Consider the following 26,261-nt stretch of genomic DNA (forward strand, 5'->3'; position numbering starts at 1 on the left):
CATTGGATCTGCACATAAAGCAAAGATACGATGATAATTCCGTATCAAGACGCCCGATCATGAATTAATGAAGGGACGATCTTCAAGCTACGTGACAGTGAAAGTTACTCACATCTAATGCACCGTTTGTCCGCCAGTGAATCGTTCAGGTGACTTTAATCGTTTATAAGATTGAAGCCGTATTGCCATCTTCAATACGTGAATCAAAAAACCGCAGCCCAAAAAAAGGCCGGTAAAAAAGCTCAGACCACAATTGCGTCATTTTGAGATCTGGGTGTTGATCCGTAATGTGTGATGTTCGCTACGTGTATAGCGATGTCCTGCTGTGTATCACTATTAGGTGTTACACCCATGAAACGTATGTTGATTAATGCAACACATGCCGAAGAGATTCGCGTTGCACTTGTCACTGGTCAGCGTCTTTACGATTTCGATCTAGAAAATCGTACCCGTGAACAAAAAAAATCCAATATCTATAAAGGTCACGTCACTCGCGTTGAACCTTCTTTAGAAGCTGTTTTTGTAGAGTATGGTGCAGGCCGTCAAGGCTTCCTGTCCATGCGTGAAATCGCAAACTCGTATTACAAGGCAGATCCTCGCCAAACTTCAAATATCCGCGAATTGATCACTGAAGGTACCGAACTTTTAGTCCAGGTGGAAAAAGAAGAACGTGGCAATAAAGGTGCTGCCCTTTCTACCTTCATTTCGCTTGCTGGCCGTTATTTGGTGCTTATGCCAAACAACCCGAAAGGTGGCGGTATCAGCCGTCAAATTTCCGGTTCAGTGCGTGAAGAACTGAAAGAAATGTTGGCCTCACTGAATATTCCGCGTGGCATGAGCGTGATTGTGCGTACTGCAGGTATTGGCCGCTCGCAAGAAGAATTGCAACTTGACTTGCAACACTTGATGGATCTTTGGGCCCAAATCCAAAACACCGCAAGTTCTGGTCCATCACCAATGCTGGTCCATCAAGAAGCCGGTGTGGTAACACGCGCAATTCGTGACTATTTACGTGATGATGTTGCAGAAATCCTGATTGACTCGGAACAAGCCTATAACGAAGCCTATAACTTCGTGAAAGCAGTAATGCCACGTCAAATCGACAAGCTCAAAACCTATACTTTAAATGAGCCTTTATTTGCCCATTTCGGTATTGAAAGCCAGATTCAGACGGCTTATGAACGTGAAGTAAAACTTCCTTCTGGCGGTTCAATCGTGATTGACCAGACCGAAGCTTTGGTATCGATAGATATTAACTCGGCTAAATCGACTCGTGGTCACGACGTTGAAGACACTGCTTTAAACACCAACTTAGAAGCAGCAGAAGAAATTGCGCGTCAACTGCGTTTACGCGATATCGGTGGCTTGGTGGTGATCGATTTCATCGACATGACCAAAGACCGCAACCAGCGCATGGTTGAAGCGAAACTGCGTGAAGCGACCCAAAGCGACCGTGCCCGCATCCAGTTCGGTCAATTGTCGCGTTTTGGCTTAATGGAAATGAGCCGTCAACGCTTGCGTCCATCGCTGGAAGAAGCAACCGGTTACGTTTGCCCACGCTGTCATGGTACAGGCATGGTACGTGACTTACGCTCTTTATCATTGTCGATTATGCGTAAAGTGGAAGAAATTGCACTGCGTGAACGCCACGGTGAAGTTCAGGTTGAAGTTCCGGTTGAAATTGCCGCATTCTTATTGAATGAAAAGCGTCACAGCCTGGTTTACCTGGAACAAACATCGAACGTCCGTGTAACCGTATTGCCTCACCCGCACCTGGAAACACCACATTACGAAATTTCCTATAATCCTGAAGGTTTTGCCCCAACCAGCTATGAACGTACCGAAGCAACCCGTTCAAGTGAAAAAGAGTTGGGTTATGAAGCATCTGAATGGCATTTAGGTGAAGAGCAACAAGTCCAGCAAGCTGCTCAACAAGCCTCAAGCCAGCCAGAGCGCAACAACAAGAAAAAACAGCAGCAACCTGCTATTCAACAACAAACTCAAGCCGCTGCCCCTGCTGCACCGTCTACAAGTCCATGTGCCTGGTTAGAAAACCTGTTTGTACAAAAACAGGCAACCACTGTAGATCAAGCACGCACTGCTAACAACGCCGCTGCTGCCATCGAGCAAATGGTCAATGCTGGTGCCGTGAGCCGCGGTCAATTCGGTCAGATGGCAACAGCTGTCGAGACCGCACCTGTTGCGGCAACAAGCAGCAATGCTTACTTAACGCCAAATGTTCCTGCCAGTAACAAACAGGAACAGCGTGAAGTTGCAGATAAATATTCTGACAAGGAAGAAAAATCGCAACGTCACAATAAAAAGCGTAACAAGCCTAAAGAGCAACGTGAACAAGTTCAGTACGACAATCAGCAAAATCAAGTGCATGAAGAAATTGTTCAGGTTTCCCGTCATGAGCAACGTCAAGAACAACGTCCGGAACAGCGCCAGGATTCACGTGAAAACAAGCGCCCTTCTCGTCGTCAACACGCTGAACAACAACATGCTGATCAGCAAACCGAGCAAAATGCTGTGCCACGCCGTGACCGTCGTAACCAGCAACGTCCGGAACGCCCAAATCGCCACCGCGATCAGAGCGTATTAAACGAACAGCCAGCGCAACAAACTGCAGCTGCTGTAGTCGTAAATGAACGGGAACCTAAGGTCGAAGTGATTGATACACCTCGTCAGGAAGTTCTGCCAACTGCATTGTTGGTCAATGTTGATCAGGCAAAAACCGAAATTGTTGCATTAAATTCAGCACCTGCTGCAGTTGAAGCACCAATTATTCAGGCTGCTCCTGTAACAGTTGAAGCACAAGTGCCGGTCATCGAGAAACCAGTGGTCGTGCAGGAAGAAAAACCTGCTGCAGCTGAAACTCATGAACCACACAAGCCACGTCCTGCAGAAAAACGTGCCAGCAACGATCCGCGTATGCGTCGTCGCCAAAAACGTGAAGCTCAGGCAAGACAGGCTCAGGCGCCGAAGTTAAGCCCTTCTCAGGTTCCAACTTTGAGTCAATACACCGTGATCAGTCTCATTCGCCATGTCTATGGTGAAGATTGTTCAGTGCTGATTGAACAGTTTGGTTTAATTCCAACGTTCAACCGTGCCCTGGTGAAATTTACCGAGCAATATGCTGCAACACTCGCGACTCAGACAACTGAAGCACCAGCACAGCCGGTAACACGCGATGTAGCAGTCACCAAAGCAGAACCTGAAGCAGAACCTGCACCAGTGCTGGACTTGACACCACCAAAACCGGTGTCTGACAAACGTGTAGCAAATGATCCACGTGAACGTCGCCGTTTGGCAAAACAGGCTGCTGAACAAGCTTTAGAGCAAGCAAAGCAGGCGCATAGTCAACCTGAAGCTACTCCAGCTGAAGCAATGCCGGCCGAAACTGTTGCTGTAACAGAAGCAGAAACAGCGCCAGCCGAAGTGGCCGATCCTGTTGTGACTGAAGTAGTTGCTGAACCTATTGCAGAAACTATTGTTGCTGCTGAAACGGTAATTGCTACAAAGGAAACCGAACAGGCTGCCGAACCCGTACAAGCTGAATTGGCGGTAGAAGCTGCTCAGGACGCACAAACTCAGGTCGAGCCAACCGCAGAAGCTGAAAAAACCGAAGGGGAAGATGGAGACAAACCTGTCCGTCCTCGTCGTCCTCGCGGTCGTCCACCAAAGAAAGCAACACCTGCAAATGAGTCGTAATTTGTTTTAAATTAGCTCTCGTGCAGTGAAATAAAAAAACCTAGTCATTCCGGTGACTAGGTTTTTTTTGATACTTTTGTCGGATTAGGTTGATTGCACTAGATTGAAACGATTAAAAGACAAGTGTACAAATCACAGCAAGCGTATTGCGAACAAATAGACTGTATTGGATTATGAAAAAATAAATAGGATTCATATGAACCACACTACACCGAGCGATCTTATTGGTATTGCGGATGTTGCAGCAAAAATACCTAAATTCATCAGCAAAGTCCCTCATTTATTGAGTGGTCTCAAACAAGCCTATTTGCGTACATCCAATACTCCAGCAGGCTTGGGTATTGCCTTTGAAAAAGCGGTAAAACATAATCCGCACGGCATGGCTTTATTATTTGAAGATCAGAAATTCAGTTATCAGGAACTGAATGAATGGGCCAACCAAATTGGACACTTCTATTTATCGCTCGGTGCACAAAAAGGCGATGTGATTGCGGTGATGGTAGAAAACCGTCCGGAACTGATTGCCACAGTTATCGCCCTGGCAAAAATTGGCGTCACCTCTGCTTTGGTCAACACCTCACAAAGCGGTAAAGCACTGACCCACAGCATCAATCTGGTGAAGCCGATTGCCGTAATTGCCGGTGAAGAATGCCGTGCAGCTGTAGAAGACGTTCGTCAGGACCTAGAACTGGCAGCAGACCGTTTTCACTGGTTTGCCGATCAAGCCACACAGGTGGATGCCGGTAAAGCACCTCCGGGCTGGACCAACCTTGCGGAAAAAGCCGACCAATTTCCAAAATTTAATACTCCGACCACGCACACCATTCAAGGTAAAGATGGCTTATTTTACATCTATACCTCAGGCACGACCGGCCTGCCTAAAGCGGTCATTTTCACCCATAGCCGCTGGACTTTGGCTTATGGCACCTATGGTCACGTGCTGGATTTAAAACCTGATGACGTCATGTACTGCACCCTGCCGCTGTATCATGCCACGGGTATTGTGGTGTGCTGGTGTGGCGTGATTGCAAGCAGTGCAACATTTGCATTACGCCGTAAATACTCAACCTCTGCCTTCTGGAAAGATGTCAAAAAATTTGATGCATCAGCCATCGGTTATGTCGGTGAACTGTGCCGCTATTTAATGGATGCTCCCCCATCTGAACTGGAAAAAGGTCACCGTGTCACCAAAATGATCGGTAATGGCATGCGCCCGAATATCTGGGATAAATTCAAGGAACGCTTTGGCATTGAAGAGGTACTTGAGCTGTATGCATCCAGTGAGGGTAATGTAGGCTTTAGTAACGTGTTTAACTTTGACAACACGGTCGGCTTCTCTCCAACACCTTATGCGATTATTGAATTTGATAAGGAAAGTAATCAGCCGGTGAGAGATGCCAAAGGCTGGTGTAAAAAAGTGAAAAAAGGTGAAGTCGGCTTACTGGTGGGCAAAATTACCCGCCGTTCACCTTTTGACGGCTATACCGATCCGGAAAAAAATAAATCCGTCATTATGAAAGATGTGTTTAAACATGGAGATGCTTTCTTTAATACCGGTGATTTAGTACGCGATATCGGTTTCCGTCATGCCCAGTTTGTAGACCGTCTCGGGGATACTTTTCGCTGGAAAGGCGAAAATGTGTCTACCACTGAAGTTGAAAATGTAGTCAGTGAATATGAAAAAATTGCTGAGGCAGTAGTTTACGGGGTAGAAATTCCCCATACCAATGGACGTGCCGGTATGGCAGCCATTACCTTGAATGCGGGTGCAGAATTAACTGCACAAGACTTAAAGCAAATGGCAAGCGAGTTCAAAAAATGTTTGCCAGCTTATGCTGTTCCGGTATTTTTACGTGTTCAGTCTCAAGTTGAAACGACAGGCACATTTAAATATCAAAAGAATACCCTCAAAGAACAGGCTTTCAACCCCAACAAGACCGAGGATCGTTTACTGGTCCTTCTGCCAAATGCGACAGAATATTGTGATTTAACTGCGGAAATCTTCAGCAATATTCAAGCCTATCAATACCGTTTCTAATTGCAGAACCGCTATTTTTTTATAAGATTAGGCAAATTTGTTGTATTTATAATCAAACATCAACAAGTTTGCTAATTTTTACTTGCGCTCGTTTGATAACTTGCTACAATACGCTCCATCAAAACGAAGTGGTGTTGAGAAAACTCTTTCTTTTCTTGCACTGCACATTCGGACAAGTTCTGAATGTTGGTTCAGGGTCGTTAGCTCAGCTGGTAGAGCAGCGGACTTTTAATCCGTTGGTCCCGCGTTCGAATCGCGGACGACCCACCACTTATTTTGATTGATCTAGAGATGGGTCGTTAGCTCAGCTGGTAGAGCAGCGGACTTTTAATCCGTTGGTCCCGCGTTCGAATCGCGGACGACCCACCATCTTTCCAAAGGCTTCTGACATGAAGCTTTTTTAGCTTTTAAAGCACATTTTCTGAATGGGTCGTTAGCTCAGCTGGTAGAGCAGCGGACTTTTAATCCGTTGGTCCCGCGTTCGAATCGCGGACGACCCACCATTCTTTCTTAGGGCTTCTTTCTGTACTACAATAGAAAAGAAACCTGCAATATTCCGACCAAGACAAACCACACCGTTTCGGTTGATTCGCCATTCTCGAAATTTTGCTAGACCGATGTTGCAAAACACAATGCTTCAATGCATCTGTAAAAAATCTTCGATTTTTTTTCTTGCACTCGGGTGAACCCTTAAAGCGATGCTTTAAGTTCACTAATCCTTGCTCAGGGTTGTTAGCTCAGTTGGTAGAGCAGTAGACTCTTAATCTATTGGTCGAGGGTTCGAGCCCCTCACAACCCACCAGATTTTTTATTATTCATCTTATATCCACACGCCCATATAATAAAAAGTGCTCCACATTTACAGCATTTCTCCCCCTCTTGAATTGCAAGTCTGGTTAAATGAAAACACCATCCAATTTTTCTTTAACTGACTTTCTCTTTAACCAAACGATATGCCTGTTGTGGAAAGGGATTGCCTTCGGCAAAATATTGCTCGTTTAAGACAGAAGCATGCGCAATCTTGTCCAAATCCATGACCAGATTTTGATCTTTATCAATATCATAGAAAAATTCCACCCCATTTGAGCGATGCAAAATCACCTGATGATTTTGCCTATCATACGACCAGTGATCTTGCCGATGATACAGATTTGAAGCGAAGCTGATTTGCCCCGAATGGATCAGGGTGCGATGGGCAATTCCATCCTCCTGTAAATTAATAATATAATCTGCTGTACCATCTTTACATCTGACAAAAGGATCATCACAACTGATCGTGGCTTGATAACGGCCAATATAAGGCTCGGCACAGTCTGGAATGGCTTTTTTGATTCTAGATTCTGCCTGTTCCACCGGAACAGTCGCCCGCCCTGCAACATCAGTCAGGCTTCTAGCCTGCTCATCGCTATTCGTTGGAGTTTCTTTTTTGATTTGTTGCGCGACAGAGTCTTCTAAAGGCTTATTGCAACCCACCAAAGCTGCACAAATCACCCCCAAGAAAAAACCACAATAATTCGCTTTTCGAAACACCGCTCTCCCTCCTGAGAGTTAAATTTTATTTGGCTGTCCATAGCCATATTTGCCGATGTACACAATAAAGACTAAAGCACGGATCATCATTTTACCCTCATACATATGGGAATATTTTGTTGATTTTTATTCATATAAATCAACTTATTCAACAAAACATATCTTAAATGACGACCTCTCAATTAAGCCCTTAGCTTTACATAAATTAACTATTTTTTATGGCATGCCCCTTTAAAAAGAAGGGTTCATCTCCATTTTTTTATTACAGGCATGTTGTTTTAACTGCTTTGTTATTTTTATTAAGGAGACCTAGATGGCCAATGTTGGTTTATATCGCTCTAAGCGTCAGAACATGATTGCAGGTGTAATGGGCGGTATTGCTGAACGTTTTGGTTGGAATGCGACTTTACTGCGCATTATTTTCGTTCTGGTTTCTGTCATGAGCGCAGCATTCCCGGGAATCTTGGTGTATTTAATTTTGTGGCTGGTGATCCCTAAACAGCCCAATACCATGTTTGGTCAGGCATCAGCCTATAACAACCCGATCCGCACGGTAAATCCAGATCAAAATCGCTAACATCATGTTGAACTCCATGAGTTGAGTTCGTTTTATGCTACGACTTTTCCCCCAATCAGTCGTAGCTTTTTTTTTGCTTCATTTCTGCTTTATGCCGCTACATTCAACTGCTGGTTCAATGCCGCAATTATATCGGCACGGCTAATAATGCCGACCATTTTCTGTTTTTCCACCACAGGAATATAGTTAAATGAACGCTCGACAAAATAAGGCACCAGGTCCTGAATCGGTTGCTCCGGCTTTACCGTCACCACCTGGCGCACCATAATATCCTTGACCTGACGCTGCCAGGTGGTTCTTAAATCGGTTGCACGTTTAAACCATTCCACCACTTCATATAAAGCCAGCGTACCAACCAGTTGCTGCTGGGCATTGATCACAGGCAGACTCATTAAATTCATGTGTTTGAATTTATCCAGTGCAGAATGGATATCATCATTTTCATTCAAGCTAATCACATCTTTGGTCATGATGTCCTGACACTTAAACTGGCTCATGCCCCGAGCATTGGCTTTTTCTTGGGCTGCTAAAATAATTTTTTGCAGGTCATATTCACTAATATCCAGCAGCTCGGTCTGCTGATCCAATGTGGCCTGAATATCTTGCGGTTGAATGGTGACTTTTTGCGTGGGTGTCGGGTCTTGAGAACGCTGGTTGATCTGGGCGACTTGCGGATACTGTTTTCCTAAAAGACGGTTAAAGATAATCGCTACAAACATCAACAGGACCGAATTTAATAAAACCGGATAAAAAATAAAATAATATCCCAGCTCATGGACCGCTTCGCCACCTAAAACCGCAGTAATCGCCACTGCCCCACTCGGTGGATGCAATGAATCGGTGGTCATCATCAGAAAAATAGACAATGCCACCGCCACACTAAAGGCTTCTGTCAGGTTTGGAATATAGGCCGCACAGGTCACCCCAATGACTCCTGCAATGATATTTCCAATCACCATATTCCACGGCTGTGCCAAAGGACTGGCAGGCACGGCAAACAATAATACTGAAGATGCACCCATCGGCGCGATATACCATGCATTGATATCTCCCAGCACCCACCAACTTATGAAAGATGAAAGTGTCAGTCCAAGTAATGCACCCAGACCGCACAGCAGGCGATCTTTTAGAGGAAGAATCTTGAAATTGGGTTTTAGAGTATTCAGCCATTCGAGTCGGGAATGAAACACAGCACGCCTTTTATTGTTTTGGGGAAGAAGTTGCAAATTATAGAATGCTAATGATTAAAGATGTATTTATTTTATATCTTATATTTATCAATAAATCTGTGAATCATTTTTAAACAGCTGATTTCTTGTCCTGAAACCTTTGCCACACCTTTGCAAAATCCTTATACTTAGAGCCAATTTTTCTCTAATTTTAATGGATGCTACATGAGTCGCGCCATATCGCATATTGATACATTTCAAGGCTTAATTCTTGCCTTACAAAACTACTGGGCTGAACAAGGTTGTGTAGTGTTACAACCTTACGATATGGAAATGGGTGCAGGGACATTCCACACTGCAACTTTCCTTCGTGCTTTAGGGCCAGAAACATGGAACGCGGCTTACGTACAACCTTCACGTCGTCCGAAAGATGGCCGTTATGGTGAAAACCCGAACCGTTTACAACATTATTATCAGTTCCAGGTGGTGCTTAAGCCCAACCCGGACAATATCCAGCAGCTTTATCTCGATTCGTTAAAAGCCATTGGTATTGATACCCTGACCCACGATATCCGTTTTGTGGAAGATAACTGGGAATCACCAACTCTCGGTGCTTGGGGCTTGGGCTGGGAAGTTTGGTTGAACGGTATGGAAGTGACCCAGTTCACTTACTTCCAGCAAGTCGGTGGTGTTGAATGTTACCCGGTGACAGGCGAAATCACTTACGGTCTGGAACGTCTGGCGATGTACCTGCAAGGTGTAGACTCGGTTTATGATCTGGTCTGGACCAAAGGCCAGTTCGGTACGGTAACTTACGGTGACGTATTCCATCAAAACGAAGTTGAGCAATCGACTTATAACTTTGAATATGCACCAGTCGACAAGATGTTTGAGCTGTTCGATTTCTACGAAGCTGAAGCAACGCGCTTAATGGAAGCTGAACTGCCATTACCGGCCTATGAACAGGTGATTAAAGCATCTCACAGCTTTAACCTGCTGGATGCTCGCGGTGCGATTTCCGTGACTGAACGTCAACGTTATATTTTACGTGTCCGTACATTGGCGCGTGCCATTGCACAAAGTTACGTGGCAGCACGTGCGAAACTGGGTTTCCCAATGGCGGAACCACACCTACGTGACGAAGTATTGGCGCAGTTAAAAGCACAAGTTGAAGCAGAAGCAGCTCAAGCAGAAAAAACAGCGGAGAACAAATAATGTCTAAACATACTGTTTTATTTGAACTTGGCTGTGAAGAACTTCCACCGAAAAGCTTAAAAAAATTACGTGACGCCCTTCAGGCCGAAACTGAAAAAGGCTTAAAAGATGCTGGTCTGGCTTTCGACTCAATTGAAGCTTATGCAGCACCACGCCGTTTGGCATTGAAAATTATCAATGTGGACGGTGCGCAAGCAGATACACAAAAACGTTTTGACGGTCCTGCAAAACAAGCCGCCTTTGATGCTGAAGGCAAACCAACCAAAGCACTTGAAGGCTTTATGCGCGGTCAAGGCATCACTGTTGATCAGGTATCGACTTTCCAAGCCGGTAAAGTGGAAAAAGTGTGCTACTTAAAAGATGTCAAAGGTCAAAGCCTAGACGTACTTTTACCACAAATTTTACAAGCTGCTTTAGACAACCTGCCAATTGCTAAACGCATGCGTTCTGCGGCAAGCCGTACCGAATTTGTACGTCCAGTTAAATGGGTCGTGTTGCTTAAAGACAATGATGTGATTGATGCAAGCATTCAAGATCACAAAGCAGGCAACGTGACCTATGGTCACCGTTTCCATGCGCCTGAAGCCATTAGCTTAGCCAATGCTGATGAATATCTGCCTAAATTAAAAGCAGCGCACGTTGTAGCGTCGTTTGAAGAGCGCCAAGCCATCATCGACCAACAAGTGAAAGCGCTTGCTGATGAAGTGAATGCGATTGCAATCGTTCCCGCTGACCTTCGTGACGAAGTGACTGCATTGGTTGAGTGGCCTGTTGCGCTTCGTGCAAGCTTTGAAGAACGTTTCCTTGCTGTTCCTCAAGAAGCATTGATCACCACCATGCAGGACAACCAAAAGTACTTCTGTTTGGTAAATGCTGACAACAAACTTCAACCGTACTTCATTACCGTTTCAAACATTGAGTCTAAAGATCCGACTCAAATTATTGAAGGTAATGAAAAAGTTGTTCGTCCTCGTTTGTCGGATGCTGAATTCTTCTTCTTGCAAGATCAAAAGCAACCGCTTGCATCGCGTAAAGAGAAATTGGCCAAGATGGTATTCCAGGCAGAACTTGGCACACTTTGGGACAAATCAACACGTATTGCAAAACTGGCTGTCGCATTGGCTCCAATCACTGGTGCGAACCCTGCGGATGCTGAAAAAGCTGCCCTGCTTGCGAAATGTGACTTAACTTCTGAGCTTGTTGGGGAATTCCCGGAACTTCAAGGGATTGCGGGTACTTACTACGCACGTCTTGAAGGTGAAAATGCTGAAGTTGCTGAATCTTTAGGTGAGCAATACTTGCCTAAATTCGCAGGTGACGTGTTACCGAAAACCAAGACTGGTACAACCATTTCCCTTGCCGACCGTTTGGATACCTTGACCGGTATTTTCGGTATTGGTCAAGCGCCTACAGGTTCTAAAGACCCGTTTGCACTGCGTCGTTCTGCGATTGGTATTTTGCGTCTAGTGACTGAAAACGAGCTTGATGTGTCGATTGAAGACCTGATCAAACTTGCTTTAGCTGCGTATGGCGATGTATTGAAAGATCACGACAAGACTTTGGCAGATGCAGTTGCATTCCTTGAAGGTCGTTACCGTGCGAAATACGAAGACCAGGGCGTGGCTGTTGATGTGATTCAAGCTGTTCAAGCATTGTCGCCAAAATCTCCACTTGATTTTGACAAGCGTGTAAATGCAGTAAATCACTTCCGCGCGTTGCCTGAAGCTGCTGCACTTGCTGCTGCAAACAAACGTGTTGCCAACATTCTTGCAAAAGAAGCTGCACCTGAAGGAAGCGTCATTGAAGCAAACCTGGTTGAAGATGCTGAAAAAGCATTATTCGCTGAACTTGCGAAAATCACACCTGTGGTTGAGCCGTTATTTGCTGCCAAAGACTACACTGCTGCATTGTCTGCTTTAGCTGCCCTTCGTGCGCCAGTGGACGCGTTCTTTGATGGCGTGATGGTGATGGCTGATGATGCGAACCTGAAAGCAAACCGTTTACGTATGCTTGCTCAGCTTCGTGAATTATTCACTAAGGTTGCAGATATTTCGGTGCTTCAACACTAAGTTCTGATGTAATAAAAAACCCGCTTTAGAGCGGGTTTTTTATTACTTCTTAGGAAGTGTATTTCCATCTGTCGATATTAAGGTTCTACTTAATAGAAATCTTCTAGGTATAAATTCTTCTAGATTACCCGCTTCATTTATAGTTATATGCGCAATGCCTTTTTGATCAAATAATTCATAATCTAAGGGATATTTAGCAAAAGGATTATAAAAAATATAGGTGCCATCTATTAAAGACTCCATATAAATCTCTTTTTTAATTCCCATATTAGTTTCAGGAATCATACTGTCAGGGTCTTCATTAGTATGTAAGGTTGTGAAAAAGCATCCTTTATTAAAATCATTTATCTGTGCTAAAGCTCTAACTTTCCCCCAAGTAGCTAAAGGGTTGTAAATAACAGCACTGATATTTTCATATTCTGGAGTAGTAAAAAAACCTAGCGGAATTTCCGCACCATTTTCTTTTGTAATAAAATCCATTTTATCTTTAGGAATATAATTTAAATTCTGACTTAGTGCTTTTTCCTCATTTAAGTAAATACCGTACAGTACTGCGATAATCCCTCTATGTCCTATAAAGTGGGCATGAGGTCTATCAAATGAGTTGAGTCCAAGAATAAATGGCTTACCAATTACATGAGAATGATTTTTATATGATTTATCAAATTTTTTATTTTTTGAAACAATTGAATTAGCAATTCTAATAATTGACTTCCTGTTAAATTCCTTAAAATCTATATCAAAGTTTTGATGAGCATTATCGAATCCATAAGCAGGTAATCCATCTTGTTCAGGATTAGCAATTGTTGCTTCTATACAGAACTTAAGTCCATTTTTTTCACAGACAAAATCTGGAGCATAATAGGAATAATCAACATTTACATTATTTCCATTTAAGACAGCATTCAGATACAACTCCCAAAAAGATGATTCAAATGTGCTCTGAAACTCTTGTACAAATTTATTATCTCTATCAGTGAATCCTGTAGCCCATTTATCAAGAACCTCTCGTTCAGCATATAAATTTGGATGACTTAAAGTTTTAAAAATCATATTTTGCTTTTGTTCTTCAACAATAGGAGTAAATAAGTCCATCAATACAAAGCTTCTTTTAAATATCAAAAACTTATTACATTTTAGTTCATAATTTACTCAAAAATATTTCTTAATCAAATTTTTAATTTATTTTCTATTTACTTAAAAGGAATATAAAAATAAACACTATAGGCATATCCCTATATATTCCCTATACTCAAACTAACAACACTCAACAAGAAAGAATCATATGAAATTGAAAATGCTTATTTTGACTGGTCTTGCGGGTATTGCTGTTACGGCGTGTACGACTGCACCTAAAATCCCACAACTTGAAAACGGCGTATTACAAGAAGTTCAGAATCTGGAAGTCTACCCAGACACAGTGGATAACAAAGCCAAACTGACTAAATTTATTGATAAATGCGTGATTGAATTTACTGGCAACCTCAAAGCAGGGAAATCCATAGAACACTGGTCATTTAAAGGCAATACCCTGATTTCAGGTGGCGCAACCACCTTTGCACAAGATGGTTCAAGCACCGCCAATAATTTTGACCTGCATAGCCCAGAAGTACAAAAAAACTTCCTTGCCCTGCGCAATCATTTCCATAAAGATGCCTTAGCCCAATGTAACTAACTCTCCCCCAGAATCACTGAATCTATTGGGACTTGGTGATTCTTTCTTTATACAGTCAAAGAGATAGAGAAACCAAACTTCCAAGTGTATGGCTTAAAGCAGCATGACTCTTATAAAATATTAAAAATCAAAAACTTATATAATTTAATTTGTAAATTATTTTCACATATTGAGTCAGATTGTTATTCGGTGTTGCAAAAACGTGTGAATTTAATCTCTGATTCCGAACTCCTCCATTAAACTGGTTATGATGGTGCTCTTATAACTCGGTAAACACTCGAGTTTTATCATGCAAGGATAAATCGGGCTATGAAAACAATCAGAATAATGGTGATGAGCACAGCACTTTTAGCTTGTACTTCCCTTTTTGCTAACCCGGACACCAAAGCAACTTCAGAGCTAAAAGTTAAACACAGTGATCAAAATACTGCTGACCACGTGCATGGCAGTCAAAAAGGGATGAGTAAAACTCGAACTGCAAAGCCAGACTCCCCAGAAAACATCCAGAACTTTGCCGCTGAAAATGCTCCTCCAAGTAAAAATAGCAATCATTCACATCCCAGCAATATGGATATTAACGGTCAAACCCATGCGGAACTGAATCCATATTCTGAAAAAGCAGCTTCAGCCGATCCCACTCAGGAAATTGAAAAATAAGGTATCTTTTTAAATGACTGTATAAAAAGCTCATTTTCACGAGCTTTTTTTCTTCGATAAAACAATCGGAAGATTGAGCTTAAATGTAATGAATCTGTATTAATTTCGCCACATTTCACATTTCCCCCTCAATTTACTCTTAGAATAAAATCCAATAGAAAATTGAATTAGATTGCAGCCATTACTCGAACAGGAATTATCCTTACAATGAAAATGATGAAAACGGTATTGATTACAAGTGCCATTTTGGCATCCACCTCTGTTTTGGCTCAAACCAGTACCACAGCTCCAGCACACAGCCACCCTGCACCTTATGGGGATAATCCCAATATCTTTAAAGTGCTCGGCCATAAGGCCCAGCAGAAGGTTCAGAACACAGCGGAAAAGGTGGATACCGCGGCGCAAAAAGGGGTAGCCAAAGTCAAACCCAAAGTCGAAAATGCCTGGGAAGACACCAAGGATTTTGCCACTGAAAAATCAGCCATTGCCAAAGAAAAGTCACAACACGCAGCAGCCACGGTCAATCAGAAAATAACTGAAACTAAGGATCATATTATCGGCAGTCCAAATGATCAGCCTGCACCGATTATTTCGCATCCGCTCAGTGAATCTTCAACCAGTAATTAATTTGCACCTACATATGACTGGCTGCTCAAGTACAAGCTGTATAGGAAAACCAACGCCGATTTATAAATCAAGCTGACTATAAGCAATCAGCCTCTGTGTGAGAGGCTGATTGAAAAGATAAATTAATTGACCTGCCGAATCGGCTGTCCTGCTTTAAAGGCCAGTACGTTCTGCTGCATTTGCTGCACAATCCGTTGCCGTGCATCGACACTACCCCATGCACTATGCGGAGTAATGATCAGGTTGGGAATATCATCAGCTAACAGCACATTACCTTGTTTAGGCGGCTCAACCATGAGCACATCGGTGGCAGCCCCAGCAATTTTGCCCTGACGCAAGGCATCAGCAAGCGCGGCTTCATTGACGATTCCACCGCGTGCGCAGTTAATTAAAAATGCGCTTGGTTTCATGGCATCGAAAGCCTGGGCATCAATTAAATCACGGGTATCGTCAGTTAAGGGACAATGTAAAGTTAAAAAATCGACTTGCGGCAACAGTTCGGCAAAAGGTACACGGCTCGCATCACCAGGACGGTTCGGCAATGAGCAGACCAAAACCGTCATGCCAAAAGCTTCAGCCAGCTTTGCCACAGCCTGACCCAATTCACCATAACCGACAATACCCAGCGTTTTGCCTGACAACTCAATAATCGGGAAATCCAGCAGGCAGAACTGTGAAGCCTTATTCCACTCGCCTTGCTTTACGGCACGGTCGTATTTGAATAATGATGTTGCTAAGGCCAGCATTAAGCTTAAAGTATGCTGTGCCACTGCCGCAGTGCCATACCCCTGACAGTTGCATACCACAATGCCTTGTTTACGTGCCTGAACCAGATCAATATTATTGGTGCCCGTTGCGGAAATTAAAATCAGTTTTAACTGTGGACATTGTTGCAAGGTAGCAGCATCGACCACGACTTTATTACTGATAATGACCTCTGCCTCTTGTACACGTTCGAGCAGCTGTGCCTGGGTCGTCGTTGGAAAAAGTTTCAGCTCATCAAATACAGCTTCAAGCTGACTGAAATCCAGATCATTTTTATCCAGCGATTCATAATCTAAAAATACGGCTTTCATGCTGCTTCCCTTGGCTGAGTTTGATGAATATCTAAAAATTATTGCCCAGACATTAAAAGCCAGTTTTACATTCTTTTTCAACCAAATTTAGAGATGAAAAATACAAAACCCACTATTTAGTGGGTTTGTTGATATGCAGCTGAATTGACTTGTAGATTTCATAAAATACATAAATTGCCAGGGCAAACACCACACAAGCATTCCCCCGCCCATAATGATATAAGTCGGATCTAGACTGTCTGCAAAAGCATAGCAAGGTATGAATATAGAGATGAGGGTTAAAAGTACAGCCGGTATAAAATCACGTTTCATCCTGAAGCACCCGTTATTTATTGTTTAATTTTGAGTCATAAGAACTTGCCTTACCGTTCTATCTTAGACCGATTTAAAGATAAAGCAAGTGATCAAAATTAAAACAAATTGGGGTGAATGCTCAACCCTGAATCTATAGGCTATAGCACAGATAACGGGTCAGGCTGGGTCACAAATTGTGCAGTTTCAGGAGCATCTTCCACAAACTCATGACTGCCATATTCGTTATTGCTCAAGTTTAAATGCTTATAACTGAGCAGATAAAAATCACTATATTTTTTAATGACCAAGGGATGCATCCCAGCGGCTAAAGCTTCCTGTTCCCTGAACAGTTTCATCACTTGCCGGTCATTCATGGCCACGATAAAACGTTCGTCATTCATTGAAATGTGTACCAGTCCACTGCCCTTGGCAAAGATCGGCATCAGAAATTTATGATTCAGGGCGATGGCACTGGCCGCATAGCTTTCAATCTTCTGGCTAATCACATTAAATACCAGACCATGACCAAAACAGTCCAGTAACTGACTGCGATTTTCCTGCGGCAAATTGACCTGTATGCCCAATTTCAGTAAATCTTGCTGACTGACCTGTTTATTGCGCAGCAATTCCCTGAGTAAATTATTCTTTAACTTGGCATCAAAAAACTGGCTGTCCAGCTGCAAATCATTATTGACCAGAATGGAACCCAAGGCATTGCGGTGTCGGGGCAACAGGTTTTCAATGACTTTACGATAGTAAAACTTGCTGTTCTTTTTCACCTGACGGATTTTGCGATAAAAATAGCTGGCATCAAACTCATGCAATAAAAAGTCATGCAGCAGTTCTGAATTGGCCAGTACCGCAATGGCATCGTGTCCGGTAAAAGGCAGGTTCAGGGTCTGAATTTTTGGCAGCACCTGTTCAAGTTTTAAATAATGCGCACGGTCTTCCGGACAATAAGGGTCATAGACCACAATATATTCACGTTCCGCTGCAACATCCTGAGGCTGAATGCGCATATGGGCATTCTGTTCAGGATGAAAGAACATGTTATAGCGCGGGTCTTCGACTTCTTCAGGATTAATGGAATACTGCGGCACCAGCGCCACTACGCGCTTTAAATCCAGCAGGTTGGAATACTTGATGACCGCATACCCGCCCATGGAACCACCATAGCCAATCCGGGTTTTAAACGGTGCAATCAGTTCCTGAATCTGGGCAAACATCTCGCGCATCGAACTTTCAGGAAACCAGGATTTCTGCTTCGGCATAATGCCAATCACGTTAAAGTTATACTTATGCAGTGATTTTTCCGCATTAATCGACAGTCCTTTAGCGCGGGTAATTAAATCGCCAAAAGAAAAAATCAGTTCATCCGATGAGCCTTTCAGAAAGATTGCACGAATTTGTTCGTCTTCAAAAATAATGTGTTTATCCATTTCCACACCGAAGCAAATCGGCCCTTTATCAGAATCAATGCTACAAATAGACACCTTGCCTATTTACGAAAAGCGACTATGGTATTTTATAGATGCCATGAAGATTAAAAAGCGCAAAATATGACACAATCACTTCATCCTGCTGCTCAAAAAGGCTTCAGTTCTGCCGCTGAACTTTATCAACAAGTTCGTCCGAGTTATCCACAAGACATCGTCAATTGGCTACGTGATCAGCTCCAACTGGGTGAACAGTCGCAGGTGGTTGATCTGGGTGCAGGTACTGGCAAATTCTTACCTTACTTAAAACAGCTGACCTCACACATCATTGCCATTGAGCCGATTCAGGCCATGCTGACACAATTGCAACACGCCTATCCCGACATTAAAACGCTACAGGCGTCGAGTGAATCTCTGCCTTTAACCGCCCATAGTATAGATGCTGTGGTCTGTGCACAATCCTTTCACTGGTTTGCCAATCTTGAATCATTAACACAAATTCATCAAGCGCTCAAACCGTCCGGACATCTGGCACTGATCTGGAATCAGCGCGATGTTCAAGTCGACTGGGTCAAAGCACTGGCAGACCGTATTGAGCCGTTGGAGGGCAATACGCCACGTTATCATAACGGTCAATGGAAAAAGGTCTTTGAACAGCAAGCGCTGTTTCAATTAGAAAATACCACAACGTTTCAGCAGCAACATGTCGGCACTGTGGAACAGGTGGTGTCTAAACGCCTGCTCTCTACCAGTTTTATTGCCGCCATGTCAGCACATGAACAGCAGCAGTTAAAAGCTGAATTTGAACAGATCGTTTTAGAGTATACAGGCAAGCATCCTCAAGATGAAATCGCATTCCCCTATGTGACCTATGCCTATGACTTTAAAACACTCGATCAGAAATAAAGGAACCATCATGATGCAACGTCAATTCAAACATTTTGCTCTTCCTGTTTTACTGTGCTCAAGTGTACTGATGACGGCCTGTAATGACCGTGACGGTACTCCATCTCCAAATGATAAAGTTCAATCTGAAGATAAAGTGATGCAGGAGCTGATTACTGAACCGGTGAAAGCCTTTGAAAAAACCCCGGATGATCCGCATGATATCGCCATGCTGACTGACTTTGACACGCGTTTTACCCAAATGAGCGATGAAATGGAAGATGAGCTGGTGAAAATGCAGGAGAACGGTTCACTAACAGAGGAATTTGCCTACAATCGTAAACGTGACAATATCCAGTCTGCCCTGAACATGCTCAAACAACTGAATTTAAAAACGCAACAGGGACGCTATATTCAGGGGCTGATGGCGGAATACTGGCAAGCTCAAGCCAAACTTTATGATGAGTACAAAGATAAAAAAGCAGAACCGATTAAAAATTCAGCAGATCAAACCAAAGGCCTGGGTGAATTTTTACATGCTCAGGAACAGCTGGAACACTGGCAATCACAATATCCGGACATGAACAAAGCCGAAACAAAAAAAGCTGACATAGCCAAATCCGAGACAACTGAATCTGGCTACTAAAATCGGGTACATAAAAAAAGGATCATTTGATCACTACTGTCCCATAATTAAAGTCCAGGTGTTAGATTCGCGAGTGTGGCAGGGATGCCACACATTCCCCATCACGACAGGATGTCGTGTATGGGGAATAAAGACTTTTGCCTACTTTTGGTTTGTCAAAAGTAGGGTTCAGCCTACACAAAGCGACTTAAACTCATAAAGAAAAGACAAGGCTGTAAAAAATAAATATCAAATACTTAAAAATAACAGGTCATCATGTTGATTCATTACTGAAATAAAATTCAAATTATGGAACAGCACTGATCATTTGATCCCTTTATCTTTTAATCTCAGGCTTCAGCATGACTAAGGCCGCTCGTCATGCTGTGGCAGGCCATCACAAATGCTATCCCACTCCGCTTTGGATGCCACAAAAATATGTTGCGTCGGCTTTTGCTGCAACGGTGTATCGAGCGTGCCTATTCTTAAACGATACAGATCGGGCGTATCGGTTTTAATGCTGATAATCGGCGAGCCACAATCGCTACAGAAACAACGCTGGGTCGTTTCGGTGGACTGAAATTTTTTCAGTAAATGTTCACCTTGCACAATGAGAAAATCGGCTTTTTGAATTGGAGCGTTGGTGGCAAAGGCCGTCCCATTGGCCTTACGGCAACGTTGGCAATGACATTGCACGATGTCGCCAATTTCGCCTCGAATTTCATACCGCAAACCGCCACACAAACAACTTCCTGTATATCGCTTTTGTTCAGACATAATGGCTGCATTTTTTATAAAGATTGAATCTGCAACTTAGCATGCTTTAAATCATAGTTCAAAATCGGCCGCATAATGCACTGTTATTTTTGTGCAGCCAGATAGGCATGTACACCCTCGCCTGCAGCACGACCTGTGGCAAAACACGCAGTAAGCAAATAGCCTCCGGTCGGTGCATCCCAGTCCAGCATTTCGCCACAACAAAACACATGCGGATTGAACTTCAATTGCAACTGTTCCGACAACACATCGCGTTTTACCCCACCCGCACAGCTAATGGCTTCTTCGATCGGACGAAATCCTGTTAAAGCAACCGGCAGGTGTTTGATCTGTTGAGCTAAAGCCAGTGGATCGTTCCATACGTCTTTTTTAACCAGTTCACGCACCAAATTGGCCTTGGCTACATCCAGTCCCGCCTTACGCCAGACATTGCTTAAGGACTGCTTTTTACTCAGTTGTAATTTTTTCGCCAATTGTTCCATGCTTTGCTCGGGGATTAAATTCAGATACAGCTGCATGGCCTGACCATTTTTCACTTGTTGGCGTAATGCCCGTCCCTGCTTATAAACCAAGCCACTTTCCAGACCATAATGGGTAATCACGATATCCCCCATGCTTTTGGCTTGACCTTCTACCCAGGCGTCGACACGTTTTAAAGGCTGGCCAAAGACCGGCTGCATAAACTTGGACCAGGTACGCTCCACACCGGCATTACTGGCCTGAAAGGCTTCAATGTCCTGCGCGGGCAGCCATTGCTGCCAGGCACCGTCACTGCCTAGTTGCGACCAAGATACAGCCCCACAAGCCATAATGATGGCATCAAAACCCTGTTCGCTGTCTTGCTGGGTAGTTAAATCCCGGATACACAATTGCTGAGCCTTTAAATTCAACACCTGATGGCGATAATGAAATATCACACCCTGTTCAGCCAGACGTTTCAACCAGGCACGAAGTAAAGGTGCCGCCTTCATTTCTACCGGAAACACCCGTCCTGATGAGCCGATATAGGATTCAATCCCCAAACCCTTCATCCATTGCTGAATCCAGTGGGCATCCCATTTTTTTACCCAAGGGGCGAGCCATTCTGCCTGATCGTAGCGCTGAATAAATTGCTCGATTGGCTCGGCATGGGAAATATTCAACCCAGTTTTACCCGCCATCAAAAACTTACGTGCAGCAGACGGCTTTTGTTCATAAACATGAATTTCGTAATCATATTGGCTTAACAGTTCCGCAGCCATTAACCCGGCGGGGCCTGCTCCAATAATTGCAACACGCTTTTTCATAACCAACTCATTCAGCGCTTTTAATATCAGCTTCTGCTGCTACCGCTTGAACCGAATTTTGTCCTTGTAAAGGCATAAACTCATCAAAACGTGTCGGGTAGCTTTCAGGTTTGCTGATGATCAGTTGCTGGCACAACTCACCACGTTCCAGATACTTAATTTCAAAATGGGTACGCGCCGATGTGGCTGGAATCACTTCTTTAACAAAAGGCAATTTCCAGACCTCAATTAACTGCTGCTGTGCTTCTGCAATATATTCAGGAATATTACTGGCCAATGTGACGGTACCACCCGGCTGTAAGCGTGACAGCAGAAACTCAAAAAATGGCATGTTTAACCAGCGTTGTGCCGGATTATGCGGTTCCGGATTCGGATAGAGAATAAAAAACTGCTGCACTTGAGCAGGCAATAAGGCATGCACAATCCACGGCATGGCATCGGCATGAACCGCCTGTAAATTCGTTTGTCCTTCCAGAGCATGCTGTTTCTGCATGGCCAGGTATTTTTCACGTGTGCGCTCAATGGCTATCAATTTTTTTTCAGGATTTTGAGCTGAAAACAGCAAGGCATGTTTACCTTTACCGGCACCAATTTCCACACAAACAGGATCTAGGCGAATCATTTGAAAATCACGAGGCGCATGCATACGCTGTGCTTGAAATTGACGAATTGGCATAATCAGATCAAACTAACAAAAATCCGCTCAAGTCTAGCAAGAGCAACTGTATTTGCCTAATTGAATCCTTATTTTTCTTCGGAGAAGAATATGCCGCGTACTTTTCCATGTCCACGCTGTGGCAAACCATCCACTTGGGAAGGCAATGAATTTCGTCCTTTTTGTTCAGAACGTTGCAAAATGATTGATCTGGGAGCCTGGGCCAGTGATGAATATAAACTGCCGACTCAGGATGCACCCCAAGCAGATAATAGTGGCGAACAAGATGAATTTTAATCGTCTTGCGTGATCCGCAGGAAAACTCGTCTAAAGGTGGATAAAATGGATTGATCCACCTTAGTCAAATGGATTGGAAAGCATGTTTTTATATTCTAAAACCAAAAGAATAATACAAAAAATCAGAAGGATACCAATCGCCGTGATGAGTAAATCCTGACTATAAATCCCCAAACCCAAACATGCCAACATGAGAATAGTAAATATAAACAGGGCTATTTTTATCAATAGTCGCTTCACAATTCATCCCTCAAAATAATAAACCATAAATCACGTGATACAAGTCAGCCTTTTATAGAGAAATGTTCATGTGCCTATAAATTTGTTTCTTATTTTCTTCATTACGTAATTCAAATTTACCCACAAAAACAACTTAAAAACAGTTTTTTACAACTGTTAAATTCATATCGTTTACCGATAAAAAGAATAACCTGTACTCACTTTTTAAACTATAATCCTTCTACAAGAATAGCAATAAAATTTTTCTTAATTGAACACTTAAAACTAAACTTAAAAACAGTACAGTTGGGCTATAACAGCCTCATCACGATAAAAACGAACAACAATAAATTTTAAAAGCTATAAAAAGGAGAGCCCCATGGGTCTTTGGTGCTTAAAAATTCTATTTTTTCTGTTTGTCAGCTTCAGTATTGTGGGGCTGATTTTTGGAATTTATACTTATGATGGCATTATTATTGCAATTGGCATTTTATTCATGCTTGCAGCCATTATTATTGCCTTGGAATTAAAACAGCTGCGCAGTGGACCCTTTCATCGAGATTAATGAAATGAATTCATCAATCTTTTACAGGAAAAATTAACCTGCTTTACCTGCTACAAAAGGATTATGCTGTTTTTCAAAACCAATAGTACTTAAGGGACCATGACCGGAAATAAATTGGGTTTCATCCGGCAAACTAAAACATTCACGTTGAATCGAATCAAGCAGCTGCTGGTGGTTACCACGCGGGAAATCGGTACGGCCAATGGACCCTTTAAACAATACGTCTCCTGTCCATAGCAGGCCATAGTTTTTGTTATAGAACATCACATGACCCGGCGTATGACCTGGAGCAAAACGAACTTCAAACTTTTCCTCTCCCAGCATTAACACTTCTCCGCCTTCAAGCCATTGAGTCACATCTACCTTTTCAGGAACAGGAAAACCATAACGTTGCGATACTTCCTGAATCATGTCGAGCCAAAAGGCATCTTCCTTGTGCGGACCAATCACCGGTACATTCCAAGCCTTGCTTAAAGCCCCCACTGCACCGGCATGATCCAGATGCCCATGCGTCAACCATAAGGCCTTTACCTTTAGCCCCAAAGCTTCCACCTCGGCTGTTAATTTTTCCGCTTCACCACCAGCATCAATCAAAATGGCTTCTTTGCTTTCTGCATCCCAAACAATTGAACAGTTTTGCTGAAATGCGGTGACCGGCACAATTTTGACTTGCAGCATAAGAATGAAACCTCGGAAAAATTAGTGAGCGAATGTATGCTTTAATCCATCAAGATTAGCCTGAAGCAGGGTGCTGAGCAAGGCGATATGATCTGGACGACAATTTAATGCCGGAATATAAGCATATTCTCCACCACCTGCCGACTGGAACATTTCAGCATTTTGCAGCGCTAATTCTTCCAGGGTTTCCAGACAATCTGCGGAGAAAGCCGGACTCATCACCTGAACCGATTTCACCCCTTGCTTACCCCATTCTTCCAGCAAGGCATCGGTATAGGGTTTCACCCACTCCTGTTTTCCAAAACGCGACTGGAAACTGATGGCCCATTGCTCCTCGGATAAGCCCAATGCATCTGCCAATAATTGTGCCGTGATACGGCAACGATCGGCATAAGGATCGCCTTTATCCGCATAAGGCTGAGGGATGCCGTGGAATGACATCAACAGTTTTTCTGGCTGGCCGTGTACGGCCTGATAGTCCCGGACACTTTGTGCCAGTGCCTGAATAAATGCAGGATGCTGATAATAATCACGAATAATGGACAGACCGGGCAAATTACGCTGCGTCAACATCCATTTTGCAAGCGCATCATACAAAGGTGCTGTTGAGGTGGCCGAATACTGTGGAAATAAAGGCAATAAAATAATGTGATCTGGAATATCCTGTGACAAGCGATTCAAGGCAGAATCAATGCCCGGATTGCCATAGGTCATGGCTGGAATAACATTGAGTTCAAATTCAGGATATTGTTCGGTTAATGTTTTTTTTACCTCAATGACTTGGTCCAACAAGATTTCACGCATGGGAGAATCGTTCTGCCACACCATTTCATAGGCATGGGCCACACGCTTGGGACGAAAAGGTAAAATAAACAGCCGTAAAATGATTTGCCAGATTGGCTTGGGGATTTCAATGACACGCTGGTCGGACAGAAACTGCTTCAAAAAACGACGAACTGCAGGGGCCGTGGGCTGATCCGGCGTACCCAAATTGGCCAAAATAATCGTGACTTTTGTTTTAGCTGCAGAAGACATCAGACCTTTTTCCAATAGAAATGAACTGCTTTACTTTAACAGCTTTCTGCACTTTCTTTATATGGATTAAAATGCAGATTTAAATTGGAAAACGCGATCATTATCAAGCAAATTACTTTCAAGTAGCTTTTGTCCCTTGAGGGTCAATTGCCAGAGCATCCGTTGACGGTCATCACGGCCTGACGGGACAATCCAGTCATTTTGACGCATTTGCAGTTTAATACTGTGTAAGGCACGAATATTAATTTGTGCACGGGCAACGGCATGGGCACGTGGCATTTCTACCCGGGCATCGGCCAGCCCCGTATCATTCAAGTAATCATTGATACATTTGGAAAAATATTCTTCTGGTGTTGGATTGACAAACATGCTGCCCAAAATAGACAGGAGCTGAGCCCAAGTGAGCTTCTTCTGAACTTTCAGTTCCTTAAAATTACCATCTTGATAGGCATGCATACGATATTCAAAAGAAAATACTTCTTGCATGGACACTTTAGGCAAAGACAGGAACGGGTCGACTTCCCGTTTTCCGACTTCGGTTTCAAGCTGCTCAATTTTAGCTTTCAGTTGGTCAATCTCATCATGTAAAGCCTGGGTGTTTTGCGGTCTAACCCATCCCGATACCGGATAACGCTCCAGCATTTGTGGCATGTTCAAACGCACGGCCATTTCCAGATCACGCAGGCTACGGTAAGTAAAAACCTGATCCACTTCTTGCTGTAATAATTTGCGGAATTCTAAAAATTTTTCGCGCAATTCAGGTTTTTGGTCATGCAAGGACTCATCACGTGAGGCAGGATCTTCATGCATAAACACAATAATCGGTTTCTGTTTGGTGACTGCATAAATATATTCCAGATGCATATAACCTACACCTGACACAGACTGTTCACCATATTGACTGCCCAGCAGCAGGATCACATAGTCACAATCATCAATCTGACGCCGTGCAAACGCGGTGCTTAAAGGTGTCCGTTGTTCTAAGCCCCAGGAAAAGAACCCCATGCCTACTAAAGTTTGAGCTAAAACAATTCGTTCCGGCTGCATTTCACTGCCAGAAGTGGTAATAAAAACCTGATAACGCTTATCGAGCATTGGTTATCCTCTTCCAATTGCTTATTATATCCTGACAGACTCATCTCTGAGCAATCACAATATAATT

General features: G+C 43.3%; 23 protein-coding genes and 4 tRNA genes. 16 read left to right on the top strand and 11 right to left on the bottom strand.

The window, feature by feature from the left end; all coding sequences use genetic code 11:
* Positions 1-351: 351 nt before the first annotated feature.
* The 6 genes from FTU91_RS00115 (at position 352) to FTU91_RS00140 (ending at position 6,554) form a co-directional block, all read left to right on the top strand.
* The gene (locus FTU91_RS00115) at positions 352-3,714 is read left to right on the top strand and encodes an Rne/Rng family ribonuclease (RefSeq protein ID WP_180080075.1); all 3,363 of its coding nucleotides are present in this window, start codon (positions 352-354) and stop codon (positions 3,712-3,714) included.
* Positions 3,715-3,910: 196 nt separating this feature from the next.
* Complete coding sequence (locus FTU91_RS00120) at positions 3,911-5,752, top strand: long-chain-acyl-CoA synthetase (RefSeq protein ID WP_180080078.1); 1,842 nt, start codon at positions 3,911-3,913, stop codon at positions 5,750-5,752.
* A gap of 194 nt (positions 5,753-5,946) precedes the next feature.
* A tRNA-Lys gene (locus FTU91_RS00125) sits at positions 5,947-6,022 on the top strand.
* Between the two features lie 23 nt (positions 6,023-6,045).
* Positions 6,046-6,121, top strand: a tRNA-Lys gene (locus tag FTU91_RS00130).
* A gap of 58 nt (positions 6,122-6,179) precedes the next feature.
* Positions 6,180-6,255, top strand: a tRNA-Lys gene (locus FTU91_RS00135).
* Positions 6,256-6,478: 223 nt separating this feature from the next.
* Positions 6,479-6,554: transfer RNA gene (locus tag FTU91_RS00140), tRNA-Lys, on the top strand.
* Between the two features lie 122 nt (positions 6,555-6,676).
* Here FTU91_RS00140 and FTU91_RS00145 read toward each other — a convergent pair.
* Positions 6,677-7,282: a hypothetical protein gene (locus FTU91_RS00145; RefSeq protein ID WP_180043075.1), complete on the bottom strand. Its 606-nt coding sequence runs from the start codon at positions 7,280-7,282 to the stop codon at positions 6,677-6,679.
* A gap of 313 nt (positions 7,283-7,595) precedes the next feature.
* Here FTU91_RS00145 and FTU91_RS00150 point away from each other — a divergent pair, with 313 nt between their 5' ends.
* Positions 7,596-7,859, top strand: coding sequence for a PspC domain-containing protein (locus FTU91_RS00150; protein WP_180080081.1), 264 nt, complete (start codon positions 7,596-7,598; stop codon positions 7,857-7,859).
* Positions 7,860-7,948: 89 nt separating this feature from the next.
* Here the strand turns inward: FTU91_RS00150 and FTU91_RS00155 are convergent, their stop codons facing one another.
* Entirely contained in the window at positions 7,949-9,049 is a 1,101-nt protein-coding gene (locus FTU91_RS00155) for an HPP family protein (RefSeq protein ID WP_180080084.1), read from the bottom strand.
* 204 nt (positions 9,050-9,253) lie between these two features.
* Here FTU91_RS00155 and glyQ point away from each other — a divergent pair, with 204 nt between their 5' ends.
* Positions 9,254-10,243, top strand: a complete 990-nt coding sequence (gene glyQ / locus FTU91_RS00160) for a glycine--tRNA ligase subunit alpha (RefSeq protein ID WP_166169439.1) — start codon at positions 9,254-9,256, stop codon at positions 10,241-10,243.
* Positions 10,243-12,312: a glycine--tRNA ligase subunit beta gene (gene glyS, locus FTU91_RS00165; protein WP_180080087.1), complete on the top strand. Its 2,070-nt coding sequence runs from the start codon at positions 10,243-10,245 to the stop codon at positions 12,310-12,312. Before glyQ ends, glyS begins: the two co-directional genes overlap by 1 nt.
* A gap of 42 nt (positions 12,313-12,354) precedes the next feature.
* On the opposite strand, the gene FTU91_RS00170 is transcribed toward glyS, so the two are convergent.
* Entirely contained in the window at positions 12,355-13,410 is a 1,056-nt protein-coding gene (locus FTU91_RS00170) for a hypothetical protein (protein WP_180080089.1), read from the bottom strand.
* 187 nt (positions 13,411-13,597) lie between these two features.
* On the opposite strand from FTU91_RS00170, the gene FTU91_RS00175 reads away from it, so the two are divergent.
* The 3 genes from FTU91_RS00175 to FTU91_RS00185 all read left to right on the top strand — a co-directional run bounded on the left by FTU91_RS00175 (position 13,598) and on the right by FTU91_RS00185 (position 15,271).
* Entirely contained in the window at positions 13,598-13,987 is a 390-nt protein-coding gene (locus FTU91_RS00175) for a hypothetical protein (protein ID WP_180080092.1), read from the top strand.
* Between the two features lie 309 nt (positions 13,988-14,296).
* Entirely contained in the window at positions 14,297-14,644 is a 348-nt protein-coding gene (locus FTU91_RS00180) for a hypothetical protein (RefSeq protein WP_180080096.1), read from the top strand.
* Positions 14,645-14,851: 207 nt separating this feature from the next.
* Positions 14,852-15,271 (top strand): hypothetical protein, encoded by a 420-nt coding sequence (locus FTU91_RS00185; RefSeq protein WP_180080099.1) that lies wholly within the window; start codon positions 14,852-14,854, stop codon positions 15,269-15,271.
* A 122-nt stretch (positions 15,272-15,393) separates the two neighbouring features.
* Here the strand turns inward: FTU91_RS00185 and FTU91_RS00190 are convergent, their stop codons facing one another.
* Together FTU91_RS00190 and FTU91_RS00195 are read right to left on the bottom strand one after the other, a co-directional pair.
* Positions 15,394-16,347, bottom strand: coding sequence for a 2-hydroxyacid dehydrogenase (locus FTU91_RS00190; RefSeq protein WP_180080102.1), 954 nt, complete (start codon positions 16,345-16,347; stop codon positions 15,394-15,396).
* Positions 16,348-16,799: 452 nt separating this feature from the next.
* A complete protein-coding gene (locus tag FTU91_RS00195; RefSeq protein ID WP_180080106.1) occupies positions 16,800-18,080 on the bottom strand; it encodes a hypothetical protein in 1,281 nt (426 codons plus the stop codon).
* A gap of 120 nt (positions 18,081-18,200) precedes the next feature.
* Between FTU91_RS00195 and FTU91_RS00200 the strand changes: the two genes are divergently transcribed.
* Positions 18,201-18,983: a class I SAM-dependent methyltransferase gene (locus tag FTU91_RS00200; protein WP_180080109.1), complete on the top strand. Its 783-nt coding sequence runs from the start codon at positions 18,201-18,203 to the stop codon at positions 18,981-18,983.
* Positions 18,984-18,993: 10 nt separating this feature from the next.
* A complete protein-coding gene (locus FTU91_RS00205) occupies positions 18,994-19,608 on the top strand; it encodes a hypothetical protein (RefSeq protein WP_257221626.1) in 615 nt (204 codons plus the stop codon).
* 345 nt (positions 19,609-19,953) lie between these two features.
* Here FTU91_RS00205 and FTU91_RS00210 read toward each other — a convergent pair whose 3' ends face one another.
* The 3 genes from FTU91_RS00210 to FTU91_RS00220 form a co-directional block, all read right to left on the bottom strand.
* Positions 19,954-20,364, bottom strand: coding sequence for a GFA family protein (locus tag FTU91_RS00210; protein ID WP_180080112.1), 411 nt, complete (start codon positions 20,362-20,364; stop codon positions 19,954-19,956).
* Positions 20,365-20,447: 83 nt separating this feature from the next.
* Positions 20,448-21,650 (bottom strand): TIGR03862 family flavoprotein, encoded by a 1,203-nt coding sequence (locus FTU91_RS00215; RefSeq protein WP_180080115.1) that lies wholly within the window; start codon positions 21,648-21,650, stop codon positions 20,448-20,450.
* Between the two features lie 7 nt (positions 21,651-21,657).
* Entirely contained in the window at positions 21,658-22,332 is a 675-nt protein-coding gene (locus tag FTU91_RS00220) for an SAM-dependent methyltransferase (protein WP_180080232.1), read from the bottom strand.
* Between the two features lie 84 nt (positions 22,333-22,416).
* Between FTU91_RS00220 and FTU91_RS00225 the strand changes: the two genes are divergently transcribed.
* Together FTU91_RS00225 and FTU91_RS00230 are read left to right on the top strand one after the other, a co-directional pair.
* Positions 22,417-22,602, top strand: coding sequence for a DNA gyrase inhibitor YacG (locus tag FTU91_RS00225; RefSeq protein ID WP_086195257.1), 186 nt, complete (start codon positions 22,417-22,419; stop codon positions 22,600-22,602).
* Positions 22,603-23,200: 598 nt separating this feature from the next.
* The gene (locus FTU91_RS00230) at positions 23,201-23,386 is read left to right on the top strand and encodes a hypothetical protein (protein WP_166169465.1); all 186 of its coding nucleotides are present in this window, start codon (positions 23,201-23,203) and stop codon (positions 23,384-23,386) included.
* Between the two features lie 33 nt (positions 23,387-23,419).
* Here the strand turns inward: FTU91_RS00230 and FTU91_RS00235 are convergent, their stop codons facing one another.
* The 3 genes from FTU91_RS00235 to FTU91_RS00245 form a co-directional block, all read right to left on the bottom strand.
* Positions 23,420-24,064, bottom strand: coding sequence for an MBL fold metallo-hydrolase (locus FTU91_RS00235; protein WP_180080119.1), 645 nt, complete (start codon positions 24,062-24,064; stop codon positions 23,420-23,422).
* 21 nt (positions 24,065-24,085) lie between these two features.
* Positions 24,086-25,099: a ferrochelatase gene (hemH, locus tag FTU91_RS00240; RefSeq protein WP_180080122.1), complete on the bottom strand. Its 1,014-nt coding sequence runs from the start codon at positions 25,097-25,099 to the stop codon at positions 24,086-24,088.
* 66 nt (positions 25,100-25,165) lie between these two features.
* Complete coding sequence (locus FTU91_RS00245) at positions 25,166-26,194, bottom strand: DUF4062 domain-containing protein (protein ID WP_180080125.1); 1,029 nt, start codon at positions 26,192-26,194, stop codon at positions 25,166-25,168.
* Between the last annotated feature and the right edge of the window lie 67 nt (positions 26,195-26,261).

It is taken from the genome of Acinetobacter sp. YH12201 (assembly GCF_013418145.1).
In the GTDB taxonomy this organism is placed as follows: domain Bacteria; phylum Pseudomonadota; class Gammaproteobacteria; order Pseudomonadales; family Moraxellaceae; genus Acinetobacter.

Coding starts and splice junctions, on each gene's coding strand:
- FTU91_RS00115 (WP_180080075.1), top strand. CDS start 352: ATGAAACGTATGTTGATTAATGCAACACATGCCGAAGAGATTCGCGTT.
- FTU91_RS00120 (WP_180080078.1), top strand. CDS start 3,911: ATGAACCACACTACACCGAGCGATCTTATTGGTATTGCGGATGTTGCA.
- FTU91_RS00150 (WP_180080081.1), top strand. CDS start 7,596: ATGGCCAATGTTGGTTTATATCGCTCTAAGCGTCAGAACATGATTGCA.
- glyQ (WP_166169439.1), top strand. CDS start 9,254: ATGAGTCGCGCCATATCGCATATTGATACATTTCAAGGCTTAATTCTT.
- glyS (WP_180080087.1), top strand. CDS start 10,243: ATGTCTAAACATACTGTTTTATTTGAACTTGGCTGTGAAGAACTTCCA.
- FTU91_RS00175 (WP_180080092.1), top strand. CDS start 13,598: ATGAAATTGAAAATGCTTATTTTGACTGGTCTTGCGGGTATTGCTGTT.
- FTU91_RS00180 (WP_180080096.1), top strand. CDS start 14,297: ATGAAAACAATCAGAATAATGGTGATGAGCACAGCACTTTTAGCTTGT.
- FTU91_RS00185 (WP_180080099.1), top strand. CDS start 14,852: ATGAAAATGATGAAAACGGTATTGATTACAAGTGCCATTTTGGCATCC.
- FTU91_RS00190 (WP_180080102.1), bottom strand. CDS start 16,347: ATGAAAGCCGTATTTTTAGATTATGAATCGCTGGATAAAAATGATCTG.
- FTU91_RS00195 (WP_180080106.1), bottom strand. CDS start 18,080: ATGGATAAACACATTATTTTTGAAGACGAACAAATTCGTGCAATCTTT.
- FTU91_RS00200 (WP_180080109.1), top strand. CDS start 18,201: ATGACACAATCACTTCATCCTGCTGCTCAAAAAGGCTTCAGTTCTGCC.
- FTU91_RS00205 (WP_257221626.1), top strand. CDS start 18,994: ATGATGCAACGTCAATTCAAACATTTTGCTCTTCCTGTTTTACTGTGC.
- FTU91_RS00210 (WP_180080112.1), bottom strand. CDS start 20,364: ATGTCTGAACAAAAGCGATATACAGGAAGTTGTTTGTGTGGCGGTTTG.
- FTU91_RS00215 (WP_180080115.1), bottom strand. CDS start 21,650: ATGAAAAAGCGTGTTGCAATTATTGGAGCAGGCCCCGCCGGGTTAATG.
- FTU91_RS00225 (WP_086195257.1), top strand. CDS start 22,417: ATGCCGCGTACTTTTCCATGTCCACGCTGTGGCAAACCATCCACTTGG.
- FTU91_RS00230 (WP_166169465.1), top strand. CDS start 23,201: ATGGGTCTTTGGTGCTTAAAAATTCTATTTTTTCTGTTTGTCAGCTTC.
- FTU91_RS00235 (WP_180080119.1), bottom strand. CDS start 24,064: ATGCTGCAAGTCAAAATTGTGCCGGTCACCGCATTTCAGCAAAACTGT.
- hemH (WP_180080122.1), bottom strand. CDS start 25,099: ATGTCTTCTGCAGCTAAAACAAAAGTCACGATTATTTTGGCCAATTTG.
- FTU91_RS00245 (WP_180080125.1), bottom strand. CDS start 26,194: ATGCTCGATAAGCGTTATCAGGTTTTTATTACCACTTCTGGCAGTGAA.